This is a genomic window from Caldanaerobius polysaccharolyticus DSM 13641 (assembly GCF_000427425.1).
Lineage (GTDB): Bacteria > Bacillota > Thermoanaerobacteria > Thermoanaerobacterales > Caldanaerobiaceae > Caldanaerobius > Caldanaerobius polysaccharolyticus.
Map to the genome: position 1 here is coordinate 417637 of NZ_KE386495.1, position 23550 is coordinate 441186.

Here is a 23550-nt window from a genome sequence, read left to right on the forward strand (position 1 = left end):
CTAATCAAGCCCATGAACCTTTATAAAACCGATTTTACAGACTGCATCGCCTTTTTAAACGCTTCCACCGTCCTGTCCAAATCCTCCCTGGTATGCTCAGCGCTGATGAAAAAGGTCTCAAATTGCGATGGAGGCATGTATATCCCCTGGTTCAGCATCTCCCTAAAATACACAGCGTATATATCTGTCCTGGAATTCAACGCTGTTTCGTAATCCACCACATCCTCATCGTTAAAAAACACCGTCATCATGGAACCGACGTTGTTGACTTTTATATCTACTCCGCTTTGGCTGCCGATGTCCACAAATCGCCTTTTTAAATATTCAGCAGATTGCTCCAACCTCTCGTAAATCTCGGGGTTTTCTTTAAGCACGGTCAGCGTTGCATAACCAGCCGCCATAGCAAGGGGATTGCCCGACAGCGTACCCGCCTGGTACACAGGCCCATCAGGGGATACAAGCCTCATAATCTCCTCTTTCCCGCCGTAAGCCCCCACAGGTAATCCCCCTCCTATCACTTTGCCGAAGGTGGTTATATCAGGGTCGATGCCGTAAAGGCCCTGGGCGCAATGAAGCGAAACCCTAAAGCCTGTCATGACCTCGTCAAATATCAACAGCGCACCGTACTTAAACGTCAAATCCCTCAACGCTTTAAGAAACCCCTGTTTGGGCACAACCGTGCCCATGTTTCCGGCCACCGGTTCTACTATCACACCTGCGATTTCGTGGCCAAACTCATCAAAAACCGCTTCAAGCATTTCCACATCGTTATACCTGCACACTACCGTATCCCTGGCCACGTCCTCAGGTACTCCTTTGCTGTCAGGAATTCCAAAGGTAGTAGCCCCCGAACCAGCTTTTATAAGCAAGCTGTCGCAATGACCGTGGTAACAACCGGCGAATTTGACTATTTTGTCCCTCCCCGTATAACCCCTGGCCAGCCTGAGAGCGCTCATGGTCGCTTCCGTGCCCGAGTTGACCATCCTTACGACATCTACTGAAGGCACCAGTTCACATATGAGCTCAGCCATCTTTACCTCAAGCTCGGTAGCGGCCCCATAACTGGTACCCAGCTCTACCTGTTTTTTTATCGCCTCAACCACAGCTGGATGGGCATGGCCCAAAATCAAAGGCCCCCATGACCCTACATAATCCACGTATTCATTGCCGTCCACATCCCATATATGGCTCTTGTATCCCTTGGCTATAAAAGGAGGGTTTACGCCCACCGATTTAAACGCCCTGACAGGGCTGTTTACCCCACCAGGCATCACCCTTTTTGCCCTCTCAAATAAAGCGTCGGAAATGGGCCTATTCATACAACCACCTCTTTAAATGCTTCTTTAACACCTCTCTGTAATAACCTGTCCTGGCTTCCAGCGTATCAAATTGCCTTTTTGCCTTTTCCCTCACATCCCCCAGCTCTTTTACCCCTTCTGCCACTTCCTCGGATATGATTTCATCCAGAAATTTTTTGAGCTCTTTAGCCAAAAGAGGGCTCTTGCCTGATGTGGAGATAGCTATTACTATATCGCCTTTTCTCAATACCGCTGGCGATATAAAAGTGGACATCTCCCTTTGATCCACCGTGTTTATCAGCACGCCTTTGTCCCTAGCCTCTTTATACACCTGCTGGTTTACGACCTTATCACCTGTAGCAGCTATAACCAGGCTGTACCCATCCACATCTCCACTGCGGTATCGCCGCATCACCACGTCTACAAAGCCATCTCTGTGCAACATTGCGATGCCTTGTGTTATTTCAGGGCTTATGACGGTAACCCTGGCCCCTACCCCTACCAGGTCCTTTACCTTGCGCTCGGCCACAGCCCCTCCTCCCACTACAAGGCATTTTTTGTCCGCAATATCCAGCATCACAGGGTAGTAAGCCATCTGGCCACATCCTTTGCGAAATACGTTATTATTATATCAGCGCCGGCCCTGCGTATAGCTGTAATCATCTCCATCACCGCGGCCTTTTCATCTATCCAACCGTTTAAAGCAGCAGCTTTTACCATGGCGTACTCACCGCTGACATTGTACGCCGCTATTGGGCAGTTAAAAGCCTCTCTGGCCTTTGCAATTACGTCCAGATATGCCATAGCAGGCTTTACCATGACGATATCCGCTCCCTCTTCAATATCCAAGGCAATCTCTCTCAAGGCCTCGCGGCCATTAGCAGGGTCCATCTGATACGAACTCCTATCACCAAATTTAGGTGCAGAATCCGCCGCCTCCCTGAACGGCCCGTAATACGCCGATGCGTATTTGGCGCTGTAGGCCATTATAGGTATATGCTCATATCCGCTGTCATCTAATAGCCTGCGTATAGCGCCCACCCTGCTGTCCATCATATCAGAAGGCGCCACCACATCAGCTCCAGCCACAGCATGGGATAGTGCGGTCTTGGCTATGAGCTCCACAGAAGGATCATTGACGATCCTCCCGTCTTTCACCAGCCCGCAATGACCGGAGGCTGTGTATTCGCATAGGCACACATCAGTGGTGACTACCAATTGGGGATAACTATCCTTAATAGCCTTTACAGCCTGCTGAACGATACCATTTTGGTCGTAAGCCTCACTGGCTAAATCGTCTTTGCGGTCGGGTATTCCAAATACCATAATAGACGGAATCCCAAGGTCCACAACCTCTCTCAATTCCTTCAACAACTCGTCAATGGAGAAACGGCATACTCCTGGCATCGCTTTAATCTCCTGCCTGATGTTTCTGCCGTGCACCACAAAAACAGGGTACATAAGAGAATCGACATTAATGCGCGTTTCTCTCACCATGTCCCTTATCCGGGAATTATACCTTAACCTCCTGGGCCTCTTGTATATTTGCATATCTACACTTCCCTTTTACACAAAATGTTTAACGTAAAAGCGTATCTACTACCTCGATTATATCACAATAACTTTCTTAACTGTAGTCCATTATCACCTTACGATGCCTAACGGAGTAAAGGGTTTATCGCACAGGCTCCTCACCTTTTCGTCATCCTGTCTTTCGTATACCACGATGGCGCAGGTAGAGGGCCCTCCTGACTTGGCAGCGTCAATATAGGAGGGAAAATGCCCTAAAAACTTACAACTTGATATACCCTCAATAACCGATACCTCGTAAGCTATACCCCTGGACCCTACCGGTACAACTTCTTTCACTTCCTTTGATCTCCCCAGAGCTATATAATCTCTTAAAGACAAAACATCAGAACAATCCATTACTTCCTGACCCACTCGAGGATACCCCACCAAAGCTATACTCATACCTGAGCGGACCTTGTCCACTTTTAGCGAGGTTTTTTTCGCCTTGCTTATAACCGTTATCCCTATTCCCGTCATCATGGTCTCAAAATTTTCCTCTGTGCTCCCTGTCAAGGGTATGTTGTAAAATCCGCTTTCTTCAAGCTCTTTCTTTATGCCTTCTATAATCTTTCTACCTGTAGGAAACATCTCATTGCACAGGGTATCGCAGACCACCAAAGGCCACGCCCCCAGGCATAGTGCTTCAGCCAATGCCACTCTTAGAGTATATCTTCCTACTATTTCCTCATCTACTTTTAACGCATCCAAAGGCTTACGGCCTATACTTCCAAGGCTATCGCACGTGACTACAAATACCTCATCTCCCCCATCCATTATAAGCGCATCCCTGTACCTCCGTATCATGCACGGGTCAGCCCCTTTTTCTGCATCACCTCGTACACCAGTACCGCTAAAAAGGTATTGATCAATGAACCCAGAGTGATGGGCAACACCCATGTGGCAAAAAACCCCCAACCCATCACAGGTACCATAAGGACAGACGCTACAGGGCCATTTAAAATTGTACCCATTATCACAGCGCCATAGGCTTTGGCCTTTTTGTACGCAACTCTGTATAAGTAAGCGTAAACCGCCATCTGGGCAGCGATATACAGGTGATTTAAAAGGCCCAGGGGAAAACCCGAGGTAATCGCCGTCAGCATATGCCCAACGCTTATTACAATAGCTCCGTACCATCCTCCAAGGTAAAGGGCTGCAAAATACCCTGGTAGAGAATCTAAAGCTACGGTGTTAAAAATCTTAACGGTTGCCCCCACAGCACCAAGGGCTATAAGCACCGCTACCATGGTCATGGTCCTAATATTTTTCACACAAAAACCCCCCTTTAAAAAATTAAGTCCGCGACCAAATGCCCTGTGGCTTTGGTTGTGGACTCATTATAAATCTCGCTAGCAACAGTTGTCAATGCGTTATATTCATGGCCTACCGCATAAACCTAAACCAGCTTATCTTAAATTTACCTGTAAATTTAAGATAAACCCTATGTATTCCTTTAGCACCTGTTACGGGGCATTTAACTGTTGTCCATGATTGTCCGTTTCCCGTGCCAGGCACAGCGCAAATTCCTACAACAGTTCCATCAACATCGTCAAGTCTTAATCCAATGACGCCACCCTCCGTATCGCTGGACACCCTTACTTCAAAACACGATACCCCGCTCCCGAAGTCTACATCATCAAACATGATCCAATCCCCGTCATCTATATGGCTTATACAGGTTCCACCTTCTTTGCATTCATCCAATAGAATGCCAAAATAATCGTCATAGTTTTCCGCCCTGGTTATCTTTGTCAGATCTCTATGAGGTATTGTTTCTCCATCTACAACAAGAGTACCCCACAGCTTGATATCCGCTGAGGATCTTCCAACCATTATTTTGTAACAACCTGATTCCACACAGAATTTATCTCTTGTTACATCCCAGAAAGCCAGATCAGAAACGGGCAATAAAAACCTAACGACCTGGCTTTGCCCCGGCAGCAGGTGTATCCTCTTAAAACCTTTTAATTCTTTAATTGGCCTTTTTACCCTGGAAGCAACGGCGCTTACATACATTTGAACCACTTCATCGCTGGCTACAGATCCGATGTTTTCCACTTTAACACTTACGGTAACCTTCCCCTCTGCACCAACATGATCCGGGTTAAGTTTTAAATCGCTATAACGAAAGTCGGTATAAGTCAAACCGTGCCCAAATGGATACAAGGGCTCTCCATCAAAATACATATAAGTCCTTTTGCCTTTAATGATGTCGTAGTCCATAATATCCGGCAGTTGGTCTATAGAACGATACCAAGTCATATTTAATCTTCCTGCCGGGCTGTAATCGCCAAATAATACATCTGCAATAGCGTTTCCTAATTCCTGAGACCCATGAGCTGTATATAAAATCGCCGGGATATGGTTATTCGCCCAATTAACCGCCATAGGGTAACTACCTACGATGACCAACACTGTATTAGGATTGGCATTGTACACAGCCTTTACTAGATTTTCCTGAGCAGGAGCTAATGTAATATCAGGTCTATCGATTTCCTCCTTGCCATTTATCAGCGGGTGATTGCCCACAAATACAATGGCTACATCTGACTCTTTGGCTGCAGCTACTGCTTTATCAATTCCGTTCATTACAACATTCACTTTAAATTTTGCATCATATGCCACTTCAGCCTTCTCACTTACTCTAAGGCGATTATCTTCATCAGACACAGCTACATATCGGCCGTTCCACGTTCTTAACGTATAGCTGCCATCATCTTCTAGATTGAAATTAAAGATTTCCCTGACATACCAGCCCCAGATATCCTCAGCGGATGCCATTATATCCTTATCGTCTGTAGTCACGTATTTACCATTAGCATGGGATTTTAAAGTAAAGCTCCCCCAACCCCAATCAGTTAGAGTAAAAGTTTCCCTTTCTCCGGCCTCTGTTTTATTGGCTATCAATAAACCGCGTTCTTTATCTACAGATATATACCTGTGGTTTGTCAACGATAAAAGTGTTATTTTATCACTTCCGTCCACATACACCACAGTTCGGTCCGGTAATTTATTTTTTATCCCCTGCAATGGCGTTATCCTGTACGGATGTATACCGGTATACCAATCCCTGTATACCACGTCCCCCAGGGGACCTATAACCGCAACTTTACGGATTTTATCCTTACTTAAAGGAAGTGTATTATTTTCATTTTTTAGCAATACAATCGCTTCACGGGCTGCCTTCAATGACAAGGCTGCATGCTCTCTGCTACAGAGCACGGATTCGGGAATACTGGCATAAGGATTGATATCCTTTAGATCAAACTGTCCTAACTTAAACCTTACCCTTAAAATATTCCTCAACGCTTTATCGAGATCTTCCTCAGACAAAAGCCCTCTTTCCAATGCTTCTTTTATAGATTTTACAACCAGCTCAGGATCATCCGTCATGACATCCACGCCGTTTTTTATTGCATTGGCGACAGTTTCAGCATGGGTTTTATAGTAGTTATGGTATTCAACAGTCTGGCTCATGTCTCCGCCATCACAGACGATAAAGCCTTTACATCCCCATTCCTCTTTTACGATTTTTTGTACCTCAGGATTAACAATACAAGGCGTTCCATTTACAGCGTTATACGCCGTCATCAGCGAATACGCCCCGCCTTCTACAAATGCAGGTTTAAATGCTTTTAAGTAATATTCCTTTTTGTTTCTCGGATCAATACTCGAGGAACTCCATAGACGATTTTTTTCATTGTTGTTACCATAAAAATGCTTAGGCGTAGCAACAGCCTTTAAATAAAATGGGTGATCGCCCTGTAATCCTTTCACAAATGCAGCAGACATCTTACCGGTTAAATACGGATCTTCTCCATAAGCCTCTTCGGTTCTGCCCCACCTGGGATCTCTCGCCATATCTATAGTCGGAGCCCATAAAGTCAATCCACCCTTTTCTCCATCCCTTTTATAATATACCCTTGCCTCATCCCCCATGGCAGAACCTATTTGCCGCATCAACTCAGGGTCCCATGTGCAAGCCAACCCTATAGGTTGGGGAAAAACCGTCGCGGCACCTGACCTGGATACGAGGCCATGGGCAGCCTCTCCTCCAACATGGTACTCCTTAATCCCCAGTCGCTCAATAGCAGCTTGACGGGTGGGAATAAGGTGTATTTTCTCATCTAATGTCAACCTCGATATAAGGTCATTCACTCTTACATCCAGCGGTAAGCCCGGATCTCTAAAGGGAAAGTCCACGCTATCAACCCCCTACACAATTTTGGGCACGGCATCATTAGCCGCACCCACATTTTATTATTTACTATTCCATAATTCTATTCTTTCCTTAATAAGTTTTGTCATCTCCTGATTGGCTTTTTCTATCCCCATAGCTTTGAGGTCCTTTTGAATCTTATCCCATGCCGCATCAAACTTTGAGGGATCTGTCATAATCGCTTGAGGGATAGCCTTCTGGCAATAGTCATCAGCCTTTTTTTGTATAACCGTTAGGTCACTGCTGTTAGGAATGGGTATCTGGTAGGCTACACCATAAGGTGATACCTTAAAATCGCTGGTAGGTGGAAATAAATCCCTCCACATCTTCACTCCATAGGCAGCTAAAGCCTCTTTTTCCGCAGAATTATAGTTCTTGATTATGGTTTCCTCTGAATTTACCGTATAGTACTGCCCTGTAGGATCTTTAACCCCATCTCCTCTCTGCGGGAAAGGATACACATACAACCCTACTCCTGTCTTTTTGGAATAGTTCGGATCAGTGTTCCTCTTTTGCCATTCCTCTTCAGGGATTACCCTTTTACCGTCTGCTATTTTGTAATTCACGCCTTCTATGCCCCAGTTGTTGAGGATCTGCGCCTCATCAGAAGCCATCCAGTCCAGGAACTTTATAGCCCTTACAGGATCCTTACATGAAGTCGTAATACCTATTCCCCAGCCTCCAGAATAACCAGGATCCCTCATACCAGGATGCTTAATACTGGAATTGAGGACAATGGGAAGAGGTGCATAGGTCCTCTCGGGCTTACCATCGCGCAGCAAAGCAGTCTCCGCTTCGCCAAAGTCCCACTCAGCATCAGCCAGACCCAAAACTCTACCTGAAGCGATCTTGGCTTTATACTGGTCATACTTTTGCGTAAAAGACTCCCGATCTATCAATCCCTCTGCCCACATATGGTTTAACCACTTATAGTAATCTTTCATCCCCGGCAGGAGGAATTTGTAAGTTGCCTCATATGTTTGCTGATTTACAGCCCACTGTCCATCATCCGGATACCCCAAAGCAAAACCAGAAGGATTACCCACGCTGATTAACCATCTCCAATCATCAGCAAGCAATGACAGTCCAATTGTCGGCTGCCCGTCTATCGTAGGATGTTTCTCTTTGTATTTTTTAATCGCATCTTCAAAATCCTGTAATGTTGTAAGCTTTGGGTAGCCTAGCTCCTTCAATACAGCCAGCTGAATGTAAAATGTAGGGCTGGGCTGCCATATCGCCGAACCTACGCCATAAGCGCCAAGGGTATAGATATGAGGGTCATCCTTGCTGTATTTCAATCTGTTTAGATATGGACCGTAAAGCTTCTTTATGTTAGGACCGTATTTTTCTATTAAGTCATCTAATGGAATCAACGCGCCAGCTTCAATAAGTTTAGGCGTATCGCCTTTTGCATAAATGAGATCCGGATATTTGCCGCTGGCAATCATAAGAGAAATTCTCTGTTCGCCAGTTTGCCCAACAGGATAATCAATTTTCAGCGTTACTCCAGTACGCTTGGTGATCTCCTTAGCTACAGGGTTTTTGAAATCATCGCTAAAGCTCCCATCAGCATTAAAAAATGTAAAGGTTATTGGGCTCTTGTCAGAGGTCTGCTTTGACGTGGTCGAGGTAGATTTAATCTCACTTTTTTTACATCCCGCTGTTAAAAAAGTCATGAGCAATGCCAACACCAGCAAAACGCTAAGGGCCTTAAATTTTTTCATTACAATACCTCCTCAAATTTTTATTTTTAAGGTACCTCCCGTATATGAGGCGCCTTTATAAACAATTCAACTTTTAACAGCTCCAAGCGTCAAACCTGTAATAAAATATTTTTGCACAAAGGGGTATACCAGCAGTATTGGCACAGTGGCAATTATCGTTATAGCCATACGAATGGACTCAGGTGATACAGCATTAACCAGTGCACTGCTGCTATTTCGATTGAGAATGCTGGCTGTTTGCGCAGTGGTCGCATTGGTATTATCGAGTATCTTAACCAATTCATATTGCAGGGTGCTCAGGTTGGGATCATTACTGGCATATAGATAGGTATCAAACCACGAATTCCATTGCCCTACAGCAATGAACAAAGCGATTGTAGCGATGACCGGAACACACAATGGCATAACGATTTTATAAAAAATCACAAAATCGTTTGCCCCATCCAGACGAGCGGATTCCTGTAACGATTTCGGAATACCGTCAATAAAAGACCTGATAACAATAACGTTAAACGGACTGATAAGCCCTGGAATGATGTACACCCAAAAACTGTCGATAAGATGTAAATTTCTTATCAACAGGTAATCAGGGATCAACCCTCCTGAAACATACATGGTGATTATAAACAACGCGGTAATAGATTTGCGAAATACAAAATCTTCTCTGCTCAACGTATAAGCCAGCATGCAACTGGATATAACTCCAGTTAAAGTCCCGACGACAGTCCTGGCTACAGACACAAAAAATGCATGGCCCAAATTAGAATATCTAAAAATTTCCCTGTAGTTATTCAATGTAAATTTCCTGGGAATGATAAATGCATTGCCTTTAACTGTATCCAAAGAATCATTAAAAGAGATTGCAAGCACGTTTAAAAACGGATACAATGTAACAATTACCACCAATATCATAATACTGTATAACACAATATCAAAAATCACATCAGCTCCTTTTTTAGCTTTCATAATTAATCTTCCTCCTATTCTATATAACGCATTGTTATATGAACATTGTTATATGATACTGTTTTCATCTATTCTTTTTGCTACCGAATTGGCTATAAATAACAGTATTATACTCACTACAGATTTAAACATGCCGATAGCAGTACCATAAGAATACCTGAACAATCCTATACCATAATCCAGTGCATACCAATCCAGTACGTATGCATAATCTTTTACCAGGGAATTGCCCAGCAAAAACTGTTTCTCAAAACCTATATTTATAAGGGAACCTATGCTCATAATCAGAAGCACCATGATCGTGGGGCGTATACCAGGTAAAGTGACATGCCACATCTGTTGCAACCTATTAGCGCCATCCACTCTAGCGGCTTCATATAATTCAGGGTCAATGCCGGTAATAGCCGCCAAATAAATAATAGCGTTCCAACCGGTTTCCTTCCATATATCTGCTACTGTAACTATAACCCAGAACAACGACGGCTCTGTAAGAAAGCCCACAGGCGCTTTAACAATTCCCCATTTTGTAAGAAGAGTATTTATTGTTCCTGATGGTGAAAGCATTGTAGTGACAATACTGGCCACTATAACCCAGGATACGAAATGCGGCAGGTAAGAAATTGTCTGAACTGTTCTCTTGAATTTTATATTCCTCAATTCATTAAGCAATAAAGCAAACATTATAGGAACAACAAAGCCAAAGATTAAACCCAAAAGGCTCATGGCAAGAGTATTCCGCAGTACCTGATAAAAAGTCGACTCTGTAAACAATGTTATAAACTGCTTGAATCCAACCCAATTTTGCTCAAAGAAAGGCTTTCCCGGTCTATAATCTTGAAACGCCATCGTCCAGCCCCACAGAGGTATGTACCTAAAAATGATTACCCATACCACAAACGGTAACGACATAAATAATAAATACTTCTGTTCTTTTAAAACTTTTAGATTCACTCTTTTTCTCTTAACTGCGTTAACTATCTCATTGCCTTGTACAGCTGTCCTCTCCAAATCCATCCCTCCTCTCCGCCTTCTACTAACAGCATCTTTATAAAAAAACTTTATTAAGTCTTTTACTTTATATTACCTCACTGTAGAAACATTTTCAAAGTCCAAATTTGACTAAATTCAGCTAAATTCGCCGAAAATTCTCCGTTTTTTTTTTTTTCTGAATCTTTCTCATTCTTCCTCGTTTTTCCTTCCTTTATCATTCTCACACATAAAAATATCAAAACCCCTGCTAGAAAAACAGGGGTTTTGATACGCGTTATACCGCATCACAATATCTCAGGTATCTGCTTGCTCAAAGACATGGGGGTCCAGATAGACCTGGTAAAAGGCTTTACGCGCACACTAAAGCTGGTGTCTGCAGCTTTCAGTTGGTATTGAGGCAACGGTTCAGGCCCACAGCTGTTGCTGCCCAGACCTCCCTGCTGGTAATCCATGTTCAACACGGTTTCACCAAGGCGCTTGAGCTCATAGGTGTGCTTCGCCTCGGTCAGATCTTCTGTGGAAAATTGCTGTACACTGACGTTCAATGTGGGCATACCCACTACCAGCAACCCATATCCCCTTATGTCCGTTACTGCAGCCCATCTGACATCGCATTTGTTCCCGAATTCCTGAGGCCTTACATAAGGCACATACTGGTCCTCTACTGTTCCCTCGTAAACGCCCACAATAGCACTTTCTTTACGGTCGATATAATTCTCATGAGGCCCACGGCCATACCATGCAAACCTGTCAAATTGACCAGGCATTCTCATCTGAAGGCCTATACGAGGCAAATACGGCAGCTCTTTCAGCGGTTTAAGGTCTGTGGATATTATTACGTCTCCGCTGCCATATATGGTGTACGTAACCACAGCTCGAAAAGCCGGCGCCACAATATACGAACCCAATACAGATTGCACGCGTACCTGCACAACGCGGGATTGAGATGTCAGCTGAATCTCCTCTATCCTGGGCACCAGCTTGTCAAGTCCCGCCTCCACCCATTTTTTAGCCTGATGCACGTCGTTATCCGTGGGTGCCCTCCACACATTTACCTTTGGCCCTTTGCTCACCATAGGTATACCGTGGTACTTCAGAGACGATATCGTGCCTCTGTGCTTATCAAATACCAGCTCAAATTCTTCTCCTGTCACTTCCAGTTCTTTATCCGTTTCGCGTAATTTAAGCGGTGGCATGGATGATATCTTAACAGCCGGAACCTCTGGCACTGCCAATGGAATCTTAAATTGGCTCCATCCCACCTGATGCCCTTTTGGCGCCCACATGGTAGCTTCTTTTAAATTAAAGCTTATATTGAGCCAGTATTCAACGCTAGGTTTGGGTTTAGGAAGAGCATAGGGAATGGTTATAACCCTTTCCTGAGCCGGCGGTACATCCAGCACAGGCAGCGTCCCCTGTTGTATCAGTTCATCGTCCCCCATGAGCGCCCAGCTTCCCTCTATATGCTCAAGGGACAAGAAGTCGTAACGGTTTACAATCTTCACCTGACCCTTCATGAGGTCTACAGGTAAAACCTGTACCGGTTCAATGGCTTTCTTCAGCTCTATAACGCCAGGATACGGCTTTCGATCCGGGAACATAAGACCGTCTATGCAGAAATTGCCATCATTAGGCTTATCTCCAAAATCCCCTCCATAGGCAAACCATTCTTCTCCAGATTCCGTTCTCTGCCGGATCCCATGGTCAACCCACTCCCATACGCATCCGCCCAACAACCGCGGGTATTTGTATATAGCATCCCAGTATTCCTTGAGGTTACCCGGTCCGTTTCCCATGGCATGGGCGTATTCGCACATAAAGAACGGGCGAGGATCGTCGGTCTTTTCTCCCTGTTCTATGAGGTAATCCAGCTTAGGATACATGACGCTTACGACGTCCATAACCGGAGAATCAAAAGCACCTTCATAATGGATTGGCCTCGTGTCATCCACTGTCCTTATCCATTCAGCCATGGCATCGTGATTGGGACCATACCCTGATTCATTGCCCAGCGACCACATGATGACAGAAGGATGGTTTTTATCCCTGTACACCATTCGGCGGGCGCGGTCTATAAAAGCTTCTTTCCACGCTGGATCACACGCCAACTGGCTTACATTCCCCGTAAATGCAAAACCATGGGTTTCCAGATCCGTTTCATCGATCACATAAAGCCCGTATCTGTCACATAGATCCAGCCAGCGAGGATCATTGGGGTAATGAGAGGTCCTGACGGCGTTTATATTGTATTGCTTCATAAGGGTTATGTCTTGAATCATAGACTCTATGGTAACCGAATACCCGAGATCAGGGTGGATATCATGCCTATTAACTCCTTTGAGTTTTATAGGAACGCCGTTTAAAAGCAACCTGCCTTCTTTAATCTCTATTTTGCGGAATCCCACATTGAAGCTCTCCACTTCCTGAACTGTCCCATTATCGCCCTTTAAAATCACCAAAAGCGTGTAAACATTAGGAGTTTCCGCGGTCCACTTCCTGGGGTTTAATACCTCAAGAGCCACATTAAGCTCTTTTTCTTGCCCAGGGCTCAAAGACAACGTCTCATCGCAGGATTTTTCTGCAACCACCTCGCCGCTATCGTCCAACAGCGATATTTCTACGCGGTAACCGTCCTGGTTTTCCTCACCATAATTTTTAATATTAATCTTTGCGCTCAACGTAGCATTGACATACTGCTGATCCAGATCAGTCCTCACGTGTACATCTCTGACGTGCACACAAGGCGTTGCAAACAGGTATACGTCCCTGAATATGCCGCTCAAACGCCATTTATCCTGGTCCTCCAGATAACTGCCATCAGACCACTGGTATACGCGAACAGCAATGGTATTTTCTCCAAGCTGGATAAAAGGCGTGATGTTAAATTCCGAAGGAAGATGGCTTCCCTTGCTATAACCCACCATTTTGCCGTTTATCCACACCACAAACGCAGAATCCACCCCTTCAAACACCAAGAACACCTGTCTGCCTTTCCAGCTCTCAGGGATGACGAAACTCCTTTTATACGAGCCCACAGGGTTGTCATCAGGCACAAAGGGCGGATCTACAGGAAAAGGATAAGCTACATTGGTGTAATTGGGTCTGCCGTATCCTAGTATTTGCCAGTTGCTAGGAACCGGTATGGTATCCCATTGTTCCACGCTATACGACTCCTGCTCGAAGCCCTCTGGAGCCTCTGCAGGCGATGGAGCGTAGTGAAATTTCCAGTTGCCGCTGAGCAACTTAAAATACGGCGAAAGACCTCTTTCAGACCTCAGCGCTGATTCCACATCAGCATAGGGTATTAGCGTTGAGTGGGCAGGCTCCCTATTTATCGCCAGGGTATCTAAATCCTCCCACAGATGTGGTGTTCTTTGTCCTTCAGACATGATGGCAGAACCTCCCTCAATTTAAATTTAACCTTTAATAGCACCGGCAGCTATATCAGATATAAACTGCCTGCTGAAAACTATAAACAACACCACCAATGGCAATACAGCCATGACCGTCGCAGCCATTACCATAGCCATATCTGTATTGTAAATACCATTTAACTGAGACAGCGCCACCTGTATAACGCTCTTATTGGGATCGCTTATGACTATTAAAGGCCACATGTAATCGTTCCACGCACCCATAAAAGTAAATATGCCCAAAAATGCCAGAGCAGGCCTTAACAGTGGAAGACCCACATGCCAGTACAACCCAAACTCCCCGCATCCATCTATGGTAGCCGCGGAGATAAGTTCATCGGGTATAGTCTCTTCACCATACTGTTTCATCCAGAATATCCCAAAAGCGCTGGCCAAACTGGGTACTATAAGTGCGTTAAAGGAATTAACCCATCCAAACTTCTGCATCATTATAAACCTGGGAATGACTCCTAATTGCCCTGGGATCATCATGGTAGCTAACAGTCCCATAAACAATCCCGTTTTACCGGGAAAATCAAATTTAGCAAAGAAGAAACCCGCCAGGGAACAGAAGAAAACCACTCCCAACGTAGTGACTACCGAAACGTACACACTGTTTAAAAAAGAGCCCCAGAAATTTATATTTTCCAATACCCTCTGGAAATTTTCGATAAATTTATTGCCGGGTATTAGCACCGGTGGAAATCTGTATACATCAGAAGTAGTGCGGGTGGACATTACGACTAACCAGTAGAAAGGGAACAGAGAGGCTAAAGCCCCTATTATCAAGCAAAAGTGCAAAATGGCTTTTTTTATCATTGCCAGACCTTTATACTTATTCATTGATACCCTCCCCTTGCGCCGTTATTGTAGTTGCTTTGTGGCAAACCAGTTTACAGCTGAAAAAGCAAATATTATAATAGCCAATGCCCATGCTACCGCTGAAGCGTACCCGTACAGATTTCTCACAAAGGCTTCGTTATAAAGGTAAAGCACTATGGTCATGCCACCTCCATTGGGCCCTCCACTGTTTCCCACAAAAACCTGAGGCTCAGTAAACAGCTGCAATCCACCTATAGTAGATGTTATAACCGTAAACAATATTATAGGGTTGAGCAAGGGAATTACAATCTTAAAGAATATCTGTATCTTTGTAGCACCATCTACAGTTGCTGCCTCGTATAGGTCTGTGGGAATGCGCTGTAATCCAGCTAGATATATTATAGCGTTATAGCCTACCCATCTCCAGAAAACCATGGAAGATATGGCCACCTGAACCCAATGGGGAACGTCCCTCCACTGTATGGGTTGTAAACCCAACTTCGTCAATATGAAATTAATTATTCCGTAATTTCCGAAAATCTGCCCAAATATTATCGCCACCGCCACAATAGATGTCACATTGGGAAGAAAATAAAAAGTCTTATACGCTTCCCTTCCAGCGAGGTCTTTGGCATTGAGGAGAAACGCAATAACCAACGCGAAAAAGAGCATAGGTATGGTAGATTCCACCCAGATTATAAAGGTATTGGCTATGGACTGCCAAAAATCATGGTCTTGCAGCAAAGCTCTGTACTGGCTCAGGCCTACATATTGCATCTGCCCAATTCCGTCCCACTTATTGAAAGAGAGGATAAATGAATAAATAATCGGGAACGCCCCAAAAACCAGGAATAATATATAAAAAGGAGATATATAAAGATATATAAACCTGTTTTTCCAGATTTCGTGCCACGTACCTCTCGACTTTAAAGGAAACTTCTTCTTAGATCGCTCTATTGCCGTTAAGCTATCCACCTTTCCTCAACCCCCTACATCTTATTTATTTCGGCAGATAAAACCTTATTCCTTAATTGACAAAAGTTTTACCTGCCGAACAAATCCAGCCTATGCCGTTATCTACCCGAGAAATACTGTTTCTTTATATTTTTCAGCGCATCCTGCCATGCCTTATCCGCAGCTTTATTCTGCGATTCTACCAATTTCAACTGCTCTGTGTAGAGCCCTCTTATACCCTCTGTATTAGGCCCGTAATAGAATACAGGGATGTTCTTCGCAGCATCTGCAAAGACCCTGTTGGTCTCCTGCCCTCCAAAAAACGGCTCCTTTACGAATACGCTCTCATCGTCAAAAACAGCTTTTGCTGAGGGGAAGAGGTTCATGGTCTTAAGCTGCCTCTTCTGGTTTTCAGCAGACATCATCCACTTAATCGCCTGCCATGCTTCCTGGGGGTGCTTGCTAGACGCAGAAATGGCTATAAAAGATCCACCGCTATTGCCAGGGCCACCTGGAGCCGGAGCTATACGCCATTTACCCGATGTATCAGGTGCAGCATCCTCCAGAATCTGTTTCATCCACACAGCTCCTACAAAGGAAGCTACCTTACCCGTATTCATAGCGGCATTCCAGTCTGTAGTATAACGAGCTACATTAGCGCTGTAACCCAATTTACGGGCTTGTACTGCCATGTCAAATATGTCTTTTATCTCCTGCCTATCTCCTACAAAGTTGTTGTTGGTATCTAAAAACAGCGTGGTCTTCTGCTGAGTTGCATTTATAAATACATTGTCGCCTATATTGTCAAAGGCATATACGCCTATATTTTTAAGTTTTTGAGCTGCATCAAAGTAATCCTTCCACGTCTTTATAGTATTGGCTACCTGTTGAGGATCGGTAGGTAAACCCGCCTTCTGGAATAGATCTTCTCTGTAGAATAGCGCAGTAGGACCTGTATCCATAGGAAAAGCTATCATTGTCTTTTGATCTGGAGTGACTCCCATCTGCCACTTCCATTCGAAATACTGATCCTTGAGATCACCGGCGTTATAAGGTGGGGCAAGCAAGTTTACAAACTTGTCTTTGTACTGATAATAATCAGCTACGTTGGTGTTTATACAGACGATATCAGGCATGCCCGAGCCCGCTGCCATCGTAGTCTTCAGCTTCGCGTTGTAATCGCCACCGATTTTGGTAGCGTTTATCGTAATATTGGGGTATACCTTGCTCACATCTTTTATCAATTTGTCTTCCACAGACCTGTTCCAGTACCACATAGTCAATGTGACACGTTCGCCCTTTTGAGACTTACCAGAAGATGAAGCCTGTTTATTACCGCCTGAGCATCCTGCCAAAAGGCTTATCGCTAACAAAAGCGACAGCGCAATTCCCCACACTTTCTTGCGCATACCTGAATTTTCCTCCCCTAAAATTAATTTTAAAAACCATTAGGAACACTATACAGAAAAGCTATTTTCAGATAAGCAACACCCCCTTTATTTTTGCGACAAACGTTTTACAACTTTATTCAAATTTTTAATAAATCATCTACTATTATTCTAGCTTAGTGCGAAAACATTTTCAAAACTCAAATTTCATCAAATTTGACGAATATTCGCTGCTTTTTTTATCTTTTTTAAATATTTCTCGTGTTTTCTTACGTTATCTCTATTTTTCTATGGTGATCACTTAAGCACATCTAGGATGGTGACTATAAGCGATTTTGACGTATGTGAAAACATTTTGCCTATATAAATTAATCACATTAATAAATTATATTAATAAAACCAATTTAATATATAAATACCATTATTAAATTAGTAAAAGTTGCATAATGTGTACTTAACAAATTAAATTTTAAAGAAGAGAGATAACCAATGAGCTTTCACGACAAATTTGACATGGACACTTTTGAAAGAGCAGCACAGGATCTGAACGTGGTAGGCGGCATGACCGCCTGACAACCACTTTCAGACCATCTCAAAACAGGCCGTTTATACATCTTCCCAGGTTGCTCTAAATCCTCAACATTTAACCATCCCTTTTTATTAAAGCTATAATGCCCTCAGTATCGTGCCTTTGGGGCATCAAATCCACCTTATATCCCTTTTCCAGTATAGCCTGACTTGTCACCGGCCCTATAGCCATTATCCTAACATCCCTCAACAGGTTTGCGCTATCGCCGGCGATTTCTATTAAGTAATTAAAGGTAGATGGGCTGGTAAATATAGCTAAATCAAGCCCTCTAATCAATTGCTCTATCAGGTAATCCTTAATCTCGTAATTAGGCACGTTGTGGTACAAAGGCACCTTATCCACATAACCTCCGTGCTGCCTCAGTTTCTCTATAAGCTTTTCTCCCCCTATGTCCGACGTAAGCACCGCGACGCGCTTACCCTTTACCTCCGCTGCCATCATTTCCGCCAAGGCATCAGAGGTAAAATCCCCTGGCACAATGTCGGCGCAAATATGGATTTTCTCTAAAGCCTTAGCGGTAGCTGCACCTACAGCAGCAATTTTCTTGCCTTTTAACTTCCTCACATCAAATCTCCAGAGAAACATGGCTTCATCCAAGACCTTAACCGAATTGACGCTGGAGAAAACCAGATAGTCGTATTCTTCAATGCGCCGGGAAAATGCTTCAAAAGCGCCGTAAACCGGTTCAATCTTTACAGTAGGACACGAAATCACCTGATAGCCACAATCTCTCAGGCTTTCTATCAATTCAGCCGATTGTTCAGGCGCTCTGGTCAGAAGTATTCTCTTTTTGCCATCTGTTTCATGCCAGCCAATTTGATCCCTCATATATACCACGTCACCTATGACGATGACAGCGGGATTGCCAATGCCGCTTTCTTTTACCTTACGGCATATGTCTTTCAATGTGCCCACAACTGTGGTCTGATGAGGAGTTGTGCCACGGGATATAACCGCGACAGGTGTTTCTTCCTTTTTGCCGTTCTTCGCCAACTCCTTCACTATGTGCTCTATGTTCTTTATCCCCATGAGAAATACCAATGTCCCTTCTAGACCCGCCAATGCTTTAAAATCCAGCACGCTTTTATCCCTATCGCATCTTTCATGACCTGTTACGATGTGCACCGATGAGCTCAAATCCCTGTGCGTGACGGGTATTCCCGCATAAGCCGGCACTGCCACCGCAGAGGTTATACCAGGTACTATCTCAAAAGGCACTCCATGCTGGCGCAAAAAAAGCGCTTCCTCGCCTCCCCTTCCAAAGACAAAAGGATCTCCTCCTTTCAACCTCACGACTACCTCATATTGCCTAGCCTTTTGTACCAGAAGCCTGTTTATTTCCTCCTGCGGCACACTATGGCAACCTGGTATCTTGCCCACGTCGATCATCTCTGCCCCGACCTTTGCCAGCGACAGAATCTCGCGGTTTACAAGCCTGTCATACACCACCGCGTCAGCCTTCTTTAAAACCCTCTCAGCTTTCTTAGTTATGAGTTCAGGATCACCAGGCCCTGCGCCCACTAAAAACACCTTGCCCATCCTATCCCTCTTTTCTCATAAAGCTCACGTTTGACCTGTCAAGCGCTTGGCTAATTTTTTACCAAGGGATTCCGGCTCAAATATTTCCCCTCGCATTTCTTCCTTTTTTACCTTGCCGCTTTGCTGAGACATGCCTAAAAGCACCATTTTGCCACTGGATACCGTGGCATAGGCCCCTATTGCAACACTGCAATTGCCGCCTAACTCCATCATAAAAGCCCTTTCAGCCCTTACGCACATTTCCGTTTCCCTGTGATTTAGGTGTTTTACCACTTCATATAACGGGTCTTTTTCCCTCATCTCAACCGCCAAAGCGCCTTGCCCCACAGCCGGCACCATCACATCTACAGGTATATACCAGTCTATCCTGTCCCCCATACCTAGCCTCTTTAATCCCGCTGCTGCCACGATAATACCATCAAGGCCCAACTCTTCCATTTTTCTTAAACGGCTATCCACATTTCCCCGTAAAGGCACTACCTCAACGCTATCGTCCATATCTTTTAGCTGAACTGCTCTTCTCAAACTGCTCGTGCCGATTTTAGCCCCTCTACCAAGCCCTTTCAATCCCTCCTGTGCAAATAGAGGCACCGGAAAAAAACGCCTGTTGCACACCAGTACATCCCTGGGGTCTTCTCGCTCTAATACAGCAGCTATAAAGAGGCCTTCTGGCAGCACACCGGGTACGTCTTTCATGCTGTGCACCGCTATATCTATATCCCTCTCCAATAGCGCCTTTTCTATCTCTTTGACAAATAAGCCCTTTCCCCCCGCTTCGCTTAACGGCCTATTTGTCCACCTATCACCACTGGTTGAAATCTTTACGACTTCAAAATCAATGTTTTTATCTATAGATTTCAAACTCTCTACAACTATTTGAGCCTGGAGCAACGCCAACTTGCTGGCCCTGCTCCCAATCCTTATCCTCATCCCCCATCACCGTGCTCCTTGATATACTGTATAAACCTATTTACCATTTTAGAGGCAACCCTGTGCAGGGCAATCCTGACCTGCTCCATTTCTCTCTCCGTTAATACGACTTTGTTTTTCAACCTTTGGAATTCCAAGAGGCAGACCTCTCCTGCGTATTCATTTACCTCTTTTATCATGGGAACCAGCTTTTGCTGGGCTAACCACTTTACGTATTCTCCTGCTGCCTCCTCCACCATCTTTTCTATATCGTCTATTAAATCGCGCCTTTTCAAACCGTTCTCATAAGAAACCCTTTTAAGATCATCAAGGGTATACAGGCTCACCCCTGGCAGCTCCGCAACCCTGGGGTCTATATCCCGGGGAAGAGCTATATCTACCATGCAGACTTTATGACCTCTGTATACACCTTTGAACTTATCGTAATTGACCGTATAATGGGGGGCATCAGTAGCGCTTATGATTACATCGCAGTCGGCCATAGCGCTGTACTTAAACTCATAATTCACCGTCGTAAGCTGTGGAAACTCTTTTTTAAGATCCACCGTCCTCTTATGGGTCCTATTTGTAACGTAAATCCTCTCAACGCCTTTTGCAATCAGGTTTTTTATGACGATCCTCCCCATCTCTCCTGTGCCTATGACAAATACCTTTTTATCAGAGATTCTGCCGTTAAAGGCTTGTTCAATGAACTTAACCGCTATATAACTTACAGATAAAGGAATATCTGCTATACCTGTGGTCGCTCTGACTTTTTTCCCTAGAGAAATTGCATCCAAAAACATCCTGCTCAACACTTTGTGGGCAGTACCTGCTTCCATAGATTTTTCATACGCCTCTTTAACCTGTCCTAGAATCTGTTCTTCACCTACCACCATGGATCTTAAACCACATGCCACTTCAAAGAGGTGTTTTACACCATCTCGTCCTCGGTAGCAGTACCCATACTCTTTTATCTGATCAAGGGCTAACCCAGAATACCGGCACAAAAAACCCAGTGTATCTCCATCGGCCCCTCTGGAATAAGTATATACCTCAGTCCTGTTGCACGTGGAAAGTATAACAGCTTCCTCCACGCCCTCCAGTTCCACAACCTGCTTGAGGGCGCCTATCAGCTCATCCTTTTTAAGCGCCAGTTTTTCCCTTATGCTTATAGGCGTGTTTTGATCCACGCCTATCACCTTTAAATCCTCTAAACTCATAGCCATTTCCCCACCGCAAAAGTACAATTCACTTTTTCAATCACTGCATAACCATCTCCTGCAATGTTTATCATAGAAACGCTGCCATTATCTACCTTAAACCTCCAAAAAGCCCCTTGATCGCCGCAAACTATATAAGACAATATAGCCTTTATAGGGCCGCCATGGGTTATTACAGCGACGCTTTGAGCACCACCTGCTACAATCCCCTCAAACCCTTTTATGACCCTACTGTAAAACTCCGAAAAGCTCTCTCCACCAGGTATCCGGTACTCAGGATCACGGCACCACCTTTCCCACTCCATGGGATATTGTCTTTTTGCTTGGTGCCACATCAAGCCTTCAAATACCCCAAAGTTTTGTTCTCGTAACTCCTCCAGAGCCTTAACAGGCACCGTACCCATAAAGGCCATGGCAACATGCATACACCTCTTGCTAGGGCTGGCGTACACGCCATCAATGCCGACTTCTTTTAAAAAATCCACGATCCTATCTGTCTGCTCCATGCCTTTTGGTGTCAACTCAGCCTCGCTCCAGCCAGCGTATATACCCTTTTGGTTAGCGTCTGTTTCTCCATGCCTTATAAGATATACCCGCATACCGCTTACCTCGTCGCCATAAATACATATGCATAGGATATCAACTCTGTTATTTCACCGATGCTTCCAACGGTATCTCCCGTCATACCACCGATCCTCCAGTGAATATAACCTGTTATGGAAAGCCCGCTTAAAGCCGAAATAACAGCTATCCATATTACGTGCGCATAAGAAAAACCGCTGAAAAAATAGCCAAAAACCAATGTAAAGGCCGCAGCAACTGCCACATCCAGAGCTTTCACCCTGCCTATAAACAAACCGCCCAGCCCCTTGCCATCCCTTGCCGACCTGGAAAAAGCCATGGCGGGAACCATCGCCCACCTCCCCATAACATGCGCTATTATAAGGGCTGTGGGCACGAACAGAGGATCCATTTCCATTAAAAAAAGCGCCTTAAATAGCACCACAAATAACACAGCCAAAACCCCATTAGTGCCAATGCGGCTGTCTTTCATTATATCCAACACCTTATCCCTGCTCCTGGCGCTAAACAAGCCATCAAATGTATCAGCCAGCCCATCTATGTGCATACAGCCTGTCAAGGCGTAAGAGGCCGCTATGGCTATCAACACCGATATTTCCTCGGGCAACTCCCGCAAACTACCGTAATAGACCGCATACACTAGCAACCCCAGGATAAGGCCTATTACCGGAAAATACCTGCTGCCTTTACCAAAATCCCCCTCTCCTGCGTGGATATTAACAGGTACAGGAATCCTGGTCATAAATTGCACCATAAGTACAAAGCGCTTTACTTCATCTATTAATATCATCCACTACACCTCTATTTTATTTTAACAGGTATACCGGACACCATCAAATAAACTTCGTCCGCATCTGCGGCTACCAGCTGGTTCATCCTTCCTGCTATGTCCCTAAAAACCCGTCCCAACCTGTATTCAGGCACCAAACCCATACCTACCTCGTTGGAGACCACAATGACCATCGCTTTTGAGTCTCTGGCGCCCTCCACAATACCCACAACCTCCTGCTCTATACCCCTCTCTATTTCATCTACGGAGCTTAAAGGTATCTTATCCCAGTCACCGCCTTCGTCCATAAGCAAATTGGCGATCATAACTGTCATACAGTCCAGCAGCACCACTTCTTTATCAGCCTCTGCAATTACCTTCTTTAAACCTTTATAGCCCTCATAGGTGTTCCAGTGAGCAGGTCTTCTTTCCCTGTGTTTTTTGACCCTATCCTTCATCTCATCGTCAAAAGGGATGGATGTAGCGACGTATAGCACGCTGCTGGCCTTTGCCGCCAGCTTTTCTGCAAAAGTGCTTTTGCCAGATCTGGCACCGCCTGTAATCATTATAAGCCGTCCCATTTTATACCTCCA

At 44.6% G+C, this 23550-nt stretch carries 19 protein-coding genes; all 19 read right to left on the reverse strand.

What is annotated here, in order from left to right; translation table 11 throughout:
- Positions 1-20 precede the first annotated feature (20 nt).
- On the reverse strand, positions 21-1319 hold the full coding sequence (gene hemL / locus CALPO_RS0108410) for a glutamate-1-semialdehyde 2,1-aminomutase (protein WP_026486909.1): 1299 nt from the start codon (positions 1317-1319) through the stop codon (positions 21-23).
- The gene (locus CALPO_RS0108415) at positions 1312-1893 is read right to left on the reverse strand and encodes a precorrin-2 dehydrogenase/sirohydrochlorin ferrochelatase family protein (RefSeq protein WP_026486910.1); all 582 of its coding nucleotides are present in this window, start codon (positions 1891-1893) and stop codon (positions 1312-1314) included. The genes hemL and CALPO_RS0108415 overlap by 8 nt, the downstream gene beginning before the upstream one ends.
- Positions 1875-2849, reverse strand: coding sequence for a porphobilinogen synthase (hemB, locus tag CALPO_RS0108420; RefSeq protein ID WP_026486911.1), 975 nt, complete (start codon positions 2847-2849; stop codon positions 1875-1877). The genes CALPO_RS0108415 and hemB overlap by 19 nt, the downstream gene beginning before the upstream one ends.
- A gap of 93 nt (positions 2850-2942) precedes the next feature.
- A complete protein-coding gene (locus CALPO_RS0108425; protein ID WP_026486912.1) occupies positions 2943-3674 on the reverse strand; it encodes a hypothetical protein in 732 nt (243 codons plus the stop codon).
- A complete protein-coding gene (locus CALPO_RS0108430) occupies positions 3671-4123 on the reverse strand; it encodes an ECF transporter S component (RefSeq protein ID WP_051586002.1) in 453 nt (150 codons plus the stop codon). The genes CALPO_RS0108425 and CALPO_RS0108430 overlap by 4 nt, the downstream gene beginning before the upstream one ends.
- A 130-nt stretch (positions 4124-4253) precedes the next feature.
- Positions 4254-7073 (reverse strand): glycoside hydrolase family 3 C-terminal domain-containing protein, encoded by a 2820-nt coding sequence (locus tag CALPO_RS0108435; RefSeq protein ID WP_026486914.1) that lies wholly within the window; start codon positions 7071-7073, stop codon positions 4254-4256.
- A gap of 57 nt (positions 7074-7130) precedes the next feature.
- Positions 7131-8813: an ABC transporter substrate-binding protein gene (locus CALPO_RS0108440; RefSeq protein WP_026486915.1), complete on the reverse strand. Its 1683-nt coding sequence runs from the start codon at positions 8811-8813 to the stop codon at positions 7131-7133.
- 66 nt (positions 8814-8879) lie between these two features.
- Entirely contained in the window at positions 8880-9779 is a 900-nt protein-coding gene (locus CALPO_RS0108445; RefSeq protein WP_026486916.1) for a carbohydrate ABC transporter permease, read from the reverse strand.
- 48 nt (positions 9780-9827) lie between these two features.
- Entirely contained in the window at positions 9828-10787 is a 960-nt protein-coding gene (locus tag CALPO_RS0108450) for an ABC transporter permease (RefSeq protein WP_035172491.1), read from the reverse strand.
- A gap of 266 nt (positions 10788-11053) precedes the next feature.
- Positions 11054-14158, reverse strand: coding sequence for a glycoside hydrolase family 2 TIM barrel-domain containing protein (locus tag CALPO_RS0108460; protein ID WP_026486918.1), 3105 nt, complete (start codon positions 14156-14158; stop codon positions 11054-11056).
- Positions 14159-14185: 27 nt separating this feature from the next.
- The gene (locus CALPO_RS0108465) at positions 14186-15025 is read right to left on the reverse strand and encodes a carbohydrate ABC transporter permease (RefSeq protein WP_218915177.1); all 840 of its coding nucleotides are present in this window, start codon (positions 15023-15025) and stop codon (positions 14186-14188) included.
- A 21-nt stretch (positions 15026-15046) separates the two neighbouring features.
- The gene (locus CALPO_RS0108470; RefSeq protein ID WP_218915178.1) at positions 15047-15979 is read right to left on the reverse strand and encodes a carbohydrate ABC transporter permease; all 933 of its coding nucleotides are present in this window, start codon (positions 15977-15979) and stop codon (positions 15047-15049) included.
- A gap of 98 nt (positions 15980-16077) precedes the next feature.
- Entirely contained in the window at positions 16078-17367 is a 1290-nt protein-coding gene (locus CALPO_RS0108475; protein ID WP_026486921.1) for an ABC transporter substrate-binding protein, read from the reverse strand.
- 622 nt (positions 17368-17989) lie between these two features.
- Positions 17990-19474 carry a uroporphyrinogen-III C-methyltransferase gene (cobA, locus tag CALPO_RS0108485; protein ID WP_026486922.1) on the reverse strand — a complete coding sequence of 495 codons (1485 nt, stop codon included), beginning with the start codon at positions 19472-19474 and terminating at the stop codon, positions 17990-17992.
- 24 nt (positions 19475-19498) lie between these two features.
- The gene (gene hemC, locus CALPO_RS0108490; RefSeq protein WP_026486923.1) at positions 19499-20404 is read right to left on the reverse strand and encodes a hydroxymethylbilane synthase; all 906 of its coding nucleotides are present in this window, start codon (positions 20402-20404) and stop codon (positions 19499-19501) included.
- Positions 20401-21606 carry a glutamyl-tRNA reductase gene (hemA, locus tag CALPO_RS0108495; protein ID WP_026486924.1) on the reverse strand — a complete coding sequence of 402 codons (1206 nt, stop codon included), beginning with the start codon at positions 21604-21606 and terminating at the stop codon, positions 20401-20403. Before hemA ends, hemC begins: the two co-directional genes overlap by 4 nt.
- Positions 21603-22205: a histidine phosphatase family protein gene (locus CALPO_RS0108500; RefSeq protein WP_026486925.1), complete on the reverse strand. Its 603-nt coding sequence runs from the start codon at positions 22203-22205 to the stop codon at positions 21603-21605. Before CALPO_RS0108500 ends, hemA begins: the two co-directional genes overlap by 4 nt.
- Before the next feature lie 5 nt (positions 22206-22210).
- Positions 22211-22978 (reverse strand): adenosylcobinamide-GDP ribazoletransferase, encoded by a 768-nt coding sequence (gene cobS, locus CALPO_RS0108505; protein WP_084295238.1) that lies wholly within the window; start codon positions 22976-22978, stop codon positions 22211-22213.
- A gap of 11 nt (positions 22979-22989) precedes the next feature.
- On the reverse strand, positions 22990-23538 hold the full coding sequence (cobU, locus tag CALPO_RS0108510; protein WP_026486927.1) for a bifunctional adenosylcobinamide kinase/adenosylcobinamide-phosphate guanylyltransferase: 549 nt from the start codon (positions 23536-23538) through the stop codon (positions 22990-22992).
- Between the last annotated feature and the right edge of the window lie 12 nt (positions 23539-23550).

Excerpts from the sequence above, each read along its gene's own strand:
- CALPO_RS0108445 (WP_026486916.1), bottom strand. The coding sequence starts at position 9,779 with ATGAAAGCTAAAAAAGGAGCTGATGTGATTTTTGATATTGTGTTATAC.
- cobA (WP_026486922.1), bottom strand. The coding sequence starts at position 19,474 with ATGGGCAAGGTGTTTTTAGTGGGCGCAGGGCCTGGTGATCCTGAACTC.
- CALPO_RS0108440 (WP_026486915.1), bottom strand. The coding sequence starts at position 8,813 with ATGAAAAAATTTAAGGCCCTTAGCGTTTTGCTGGTGTTGGCATTGCTC.
- hemA (WP_026486924.1), bottom strand. The coding sequence starts at position 21,606 with ATGAGTTTAGAGGATTTAAAGGTGATAGGCGTGGATCAAAACACGCCT.
- CALPO_RS0108475 (WP_026486921.1), bottom strand. The coding sequence starts at position 17,367 with ATGCGCAAGAAAGTGTGGGGAATTGCGCTGTCGCTTTTGTTAGCGATA.
- CALPO_RS0108460 (WP_026486918.1), bottom strand. The coding sequence starts at position 14,158 with ATGTCTGAAGGACAAAGAACACCACATCTGTGGGAGGATTTAGATACC.
- CALPO_RS0108465 (WP_218915177.1), bottom strand. The coding sequence starts at position 15,025 with ATGAATAAGTATAAAGGTCTGGCAATGATAAAAAAAGCCATTTTGCAC.
- CALPO_RS0108430 (WP_051586002.1), bottom strand. The coding sequence starts at position 4,123 with ATGACCATGGTAGCGGTGCTTATAGCCCTTGGTGCTGTGGGGGCAACC.
- cobU (WP_026486927.1), bottom strand. The coding sequence starts at position 23,538 with ATGGGACGGCTTATAATGATTACAGGCGGTGCCAGATCTGGCAAAAGC.
- CALPO_RS0108500 (WP_026486925.1), bottom strand. The coding sequence starts at position 22,205 with ATGCGGGTATATCTTATAAGGCATGGAGAAACAGACGCTAACCAAAAG.
- hemB (WP_026486911.1), bottom strand. The coding sequence starts at position 2,849 with ATGCAAATATACAAGAGGCCCAGGAGGTTAAGGTATAATTCCCGGATA.
- cobS (WP_084295238.1), bottom strand. The coding sequence starts at position 22,978 with ATGATATTAATAGATGAAGTAAAGCGCTTTGTACTTATGGTGCAATTT.
- CALPO_RS0108415 (WP_026486910.1), bottom strand. The coding sequence starts at position 1,893 with ATGGCTTACTACCCTGTGATGCTGGATATTGCGGACAAAAAATGCCTT.
- hemC (WP_026486923.1), bottom strand. The coding sequence starts at position 20,404 with ATGAGGATAAGGATTGGGAGCAGGGCCAGCAAGTTGGCGTTGCTCCAG.
- CALPO_RS0108425 (WP_026486912.1), bottom strand. The coding sequence starts at position 3,674 with ATGATACGGAGGTACAGGGATGCGCTTATAATGGATGGGGGAGATGAG.
- hemL (WP_026486909.1), bottom strand. The coding sequence starts at position 1,319 with ATGAATAGGCCCATTTCCGACGCTTTATTTGAGAGGGCAAAAAGGGTG.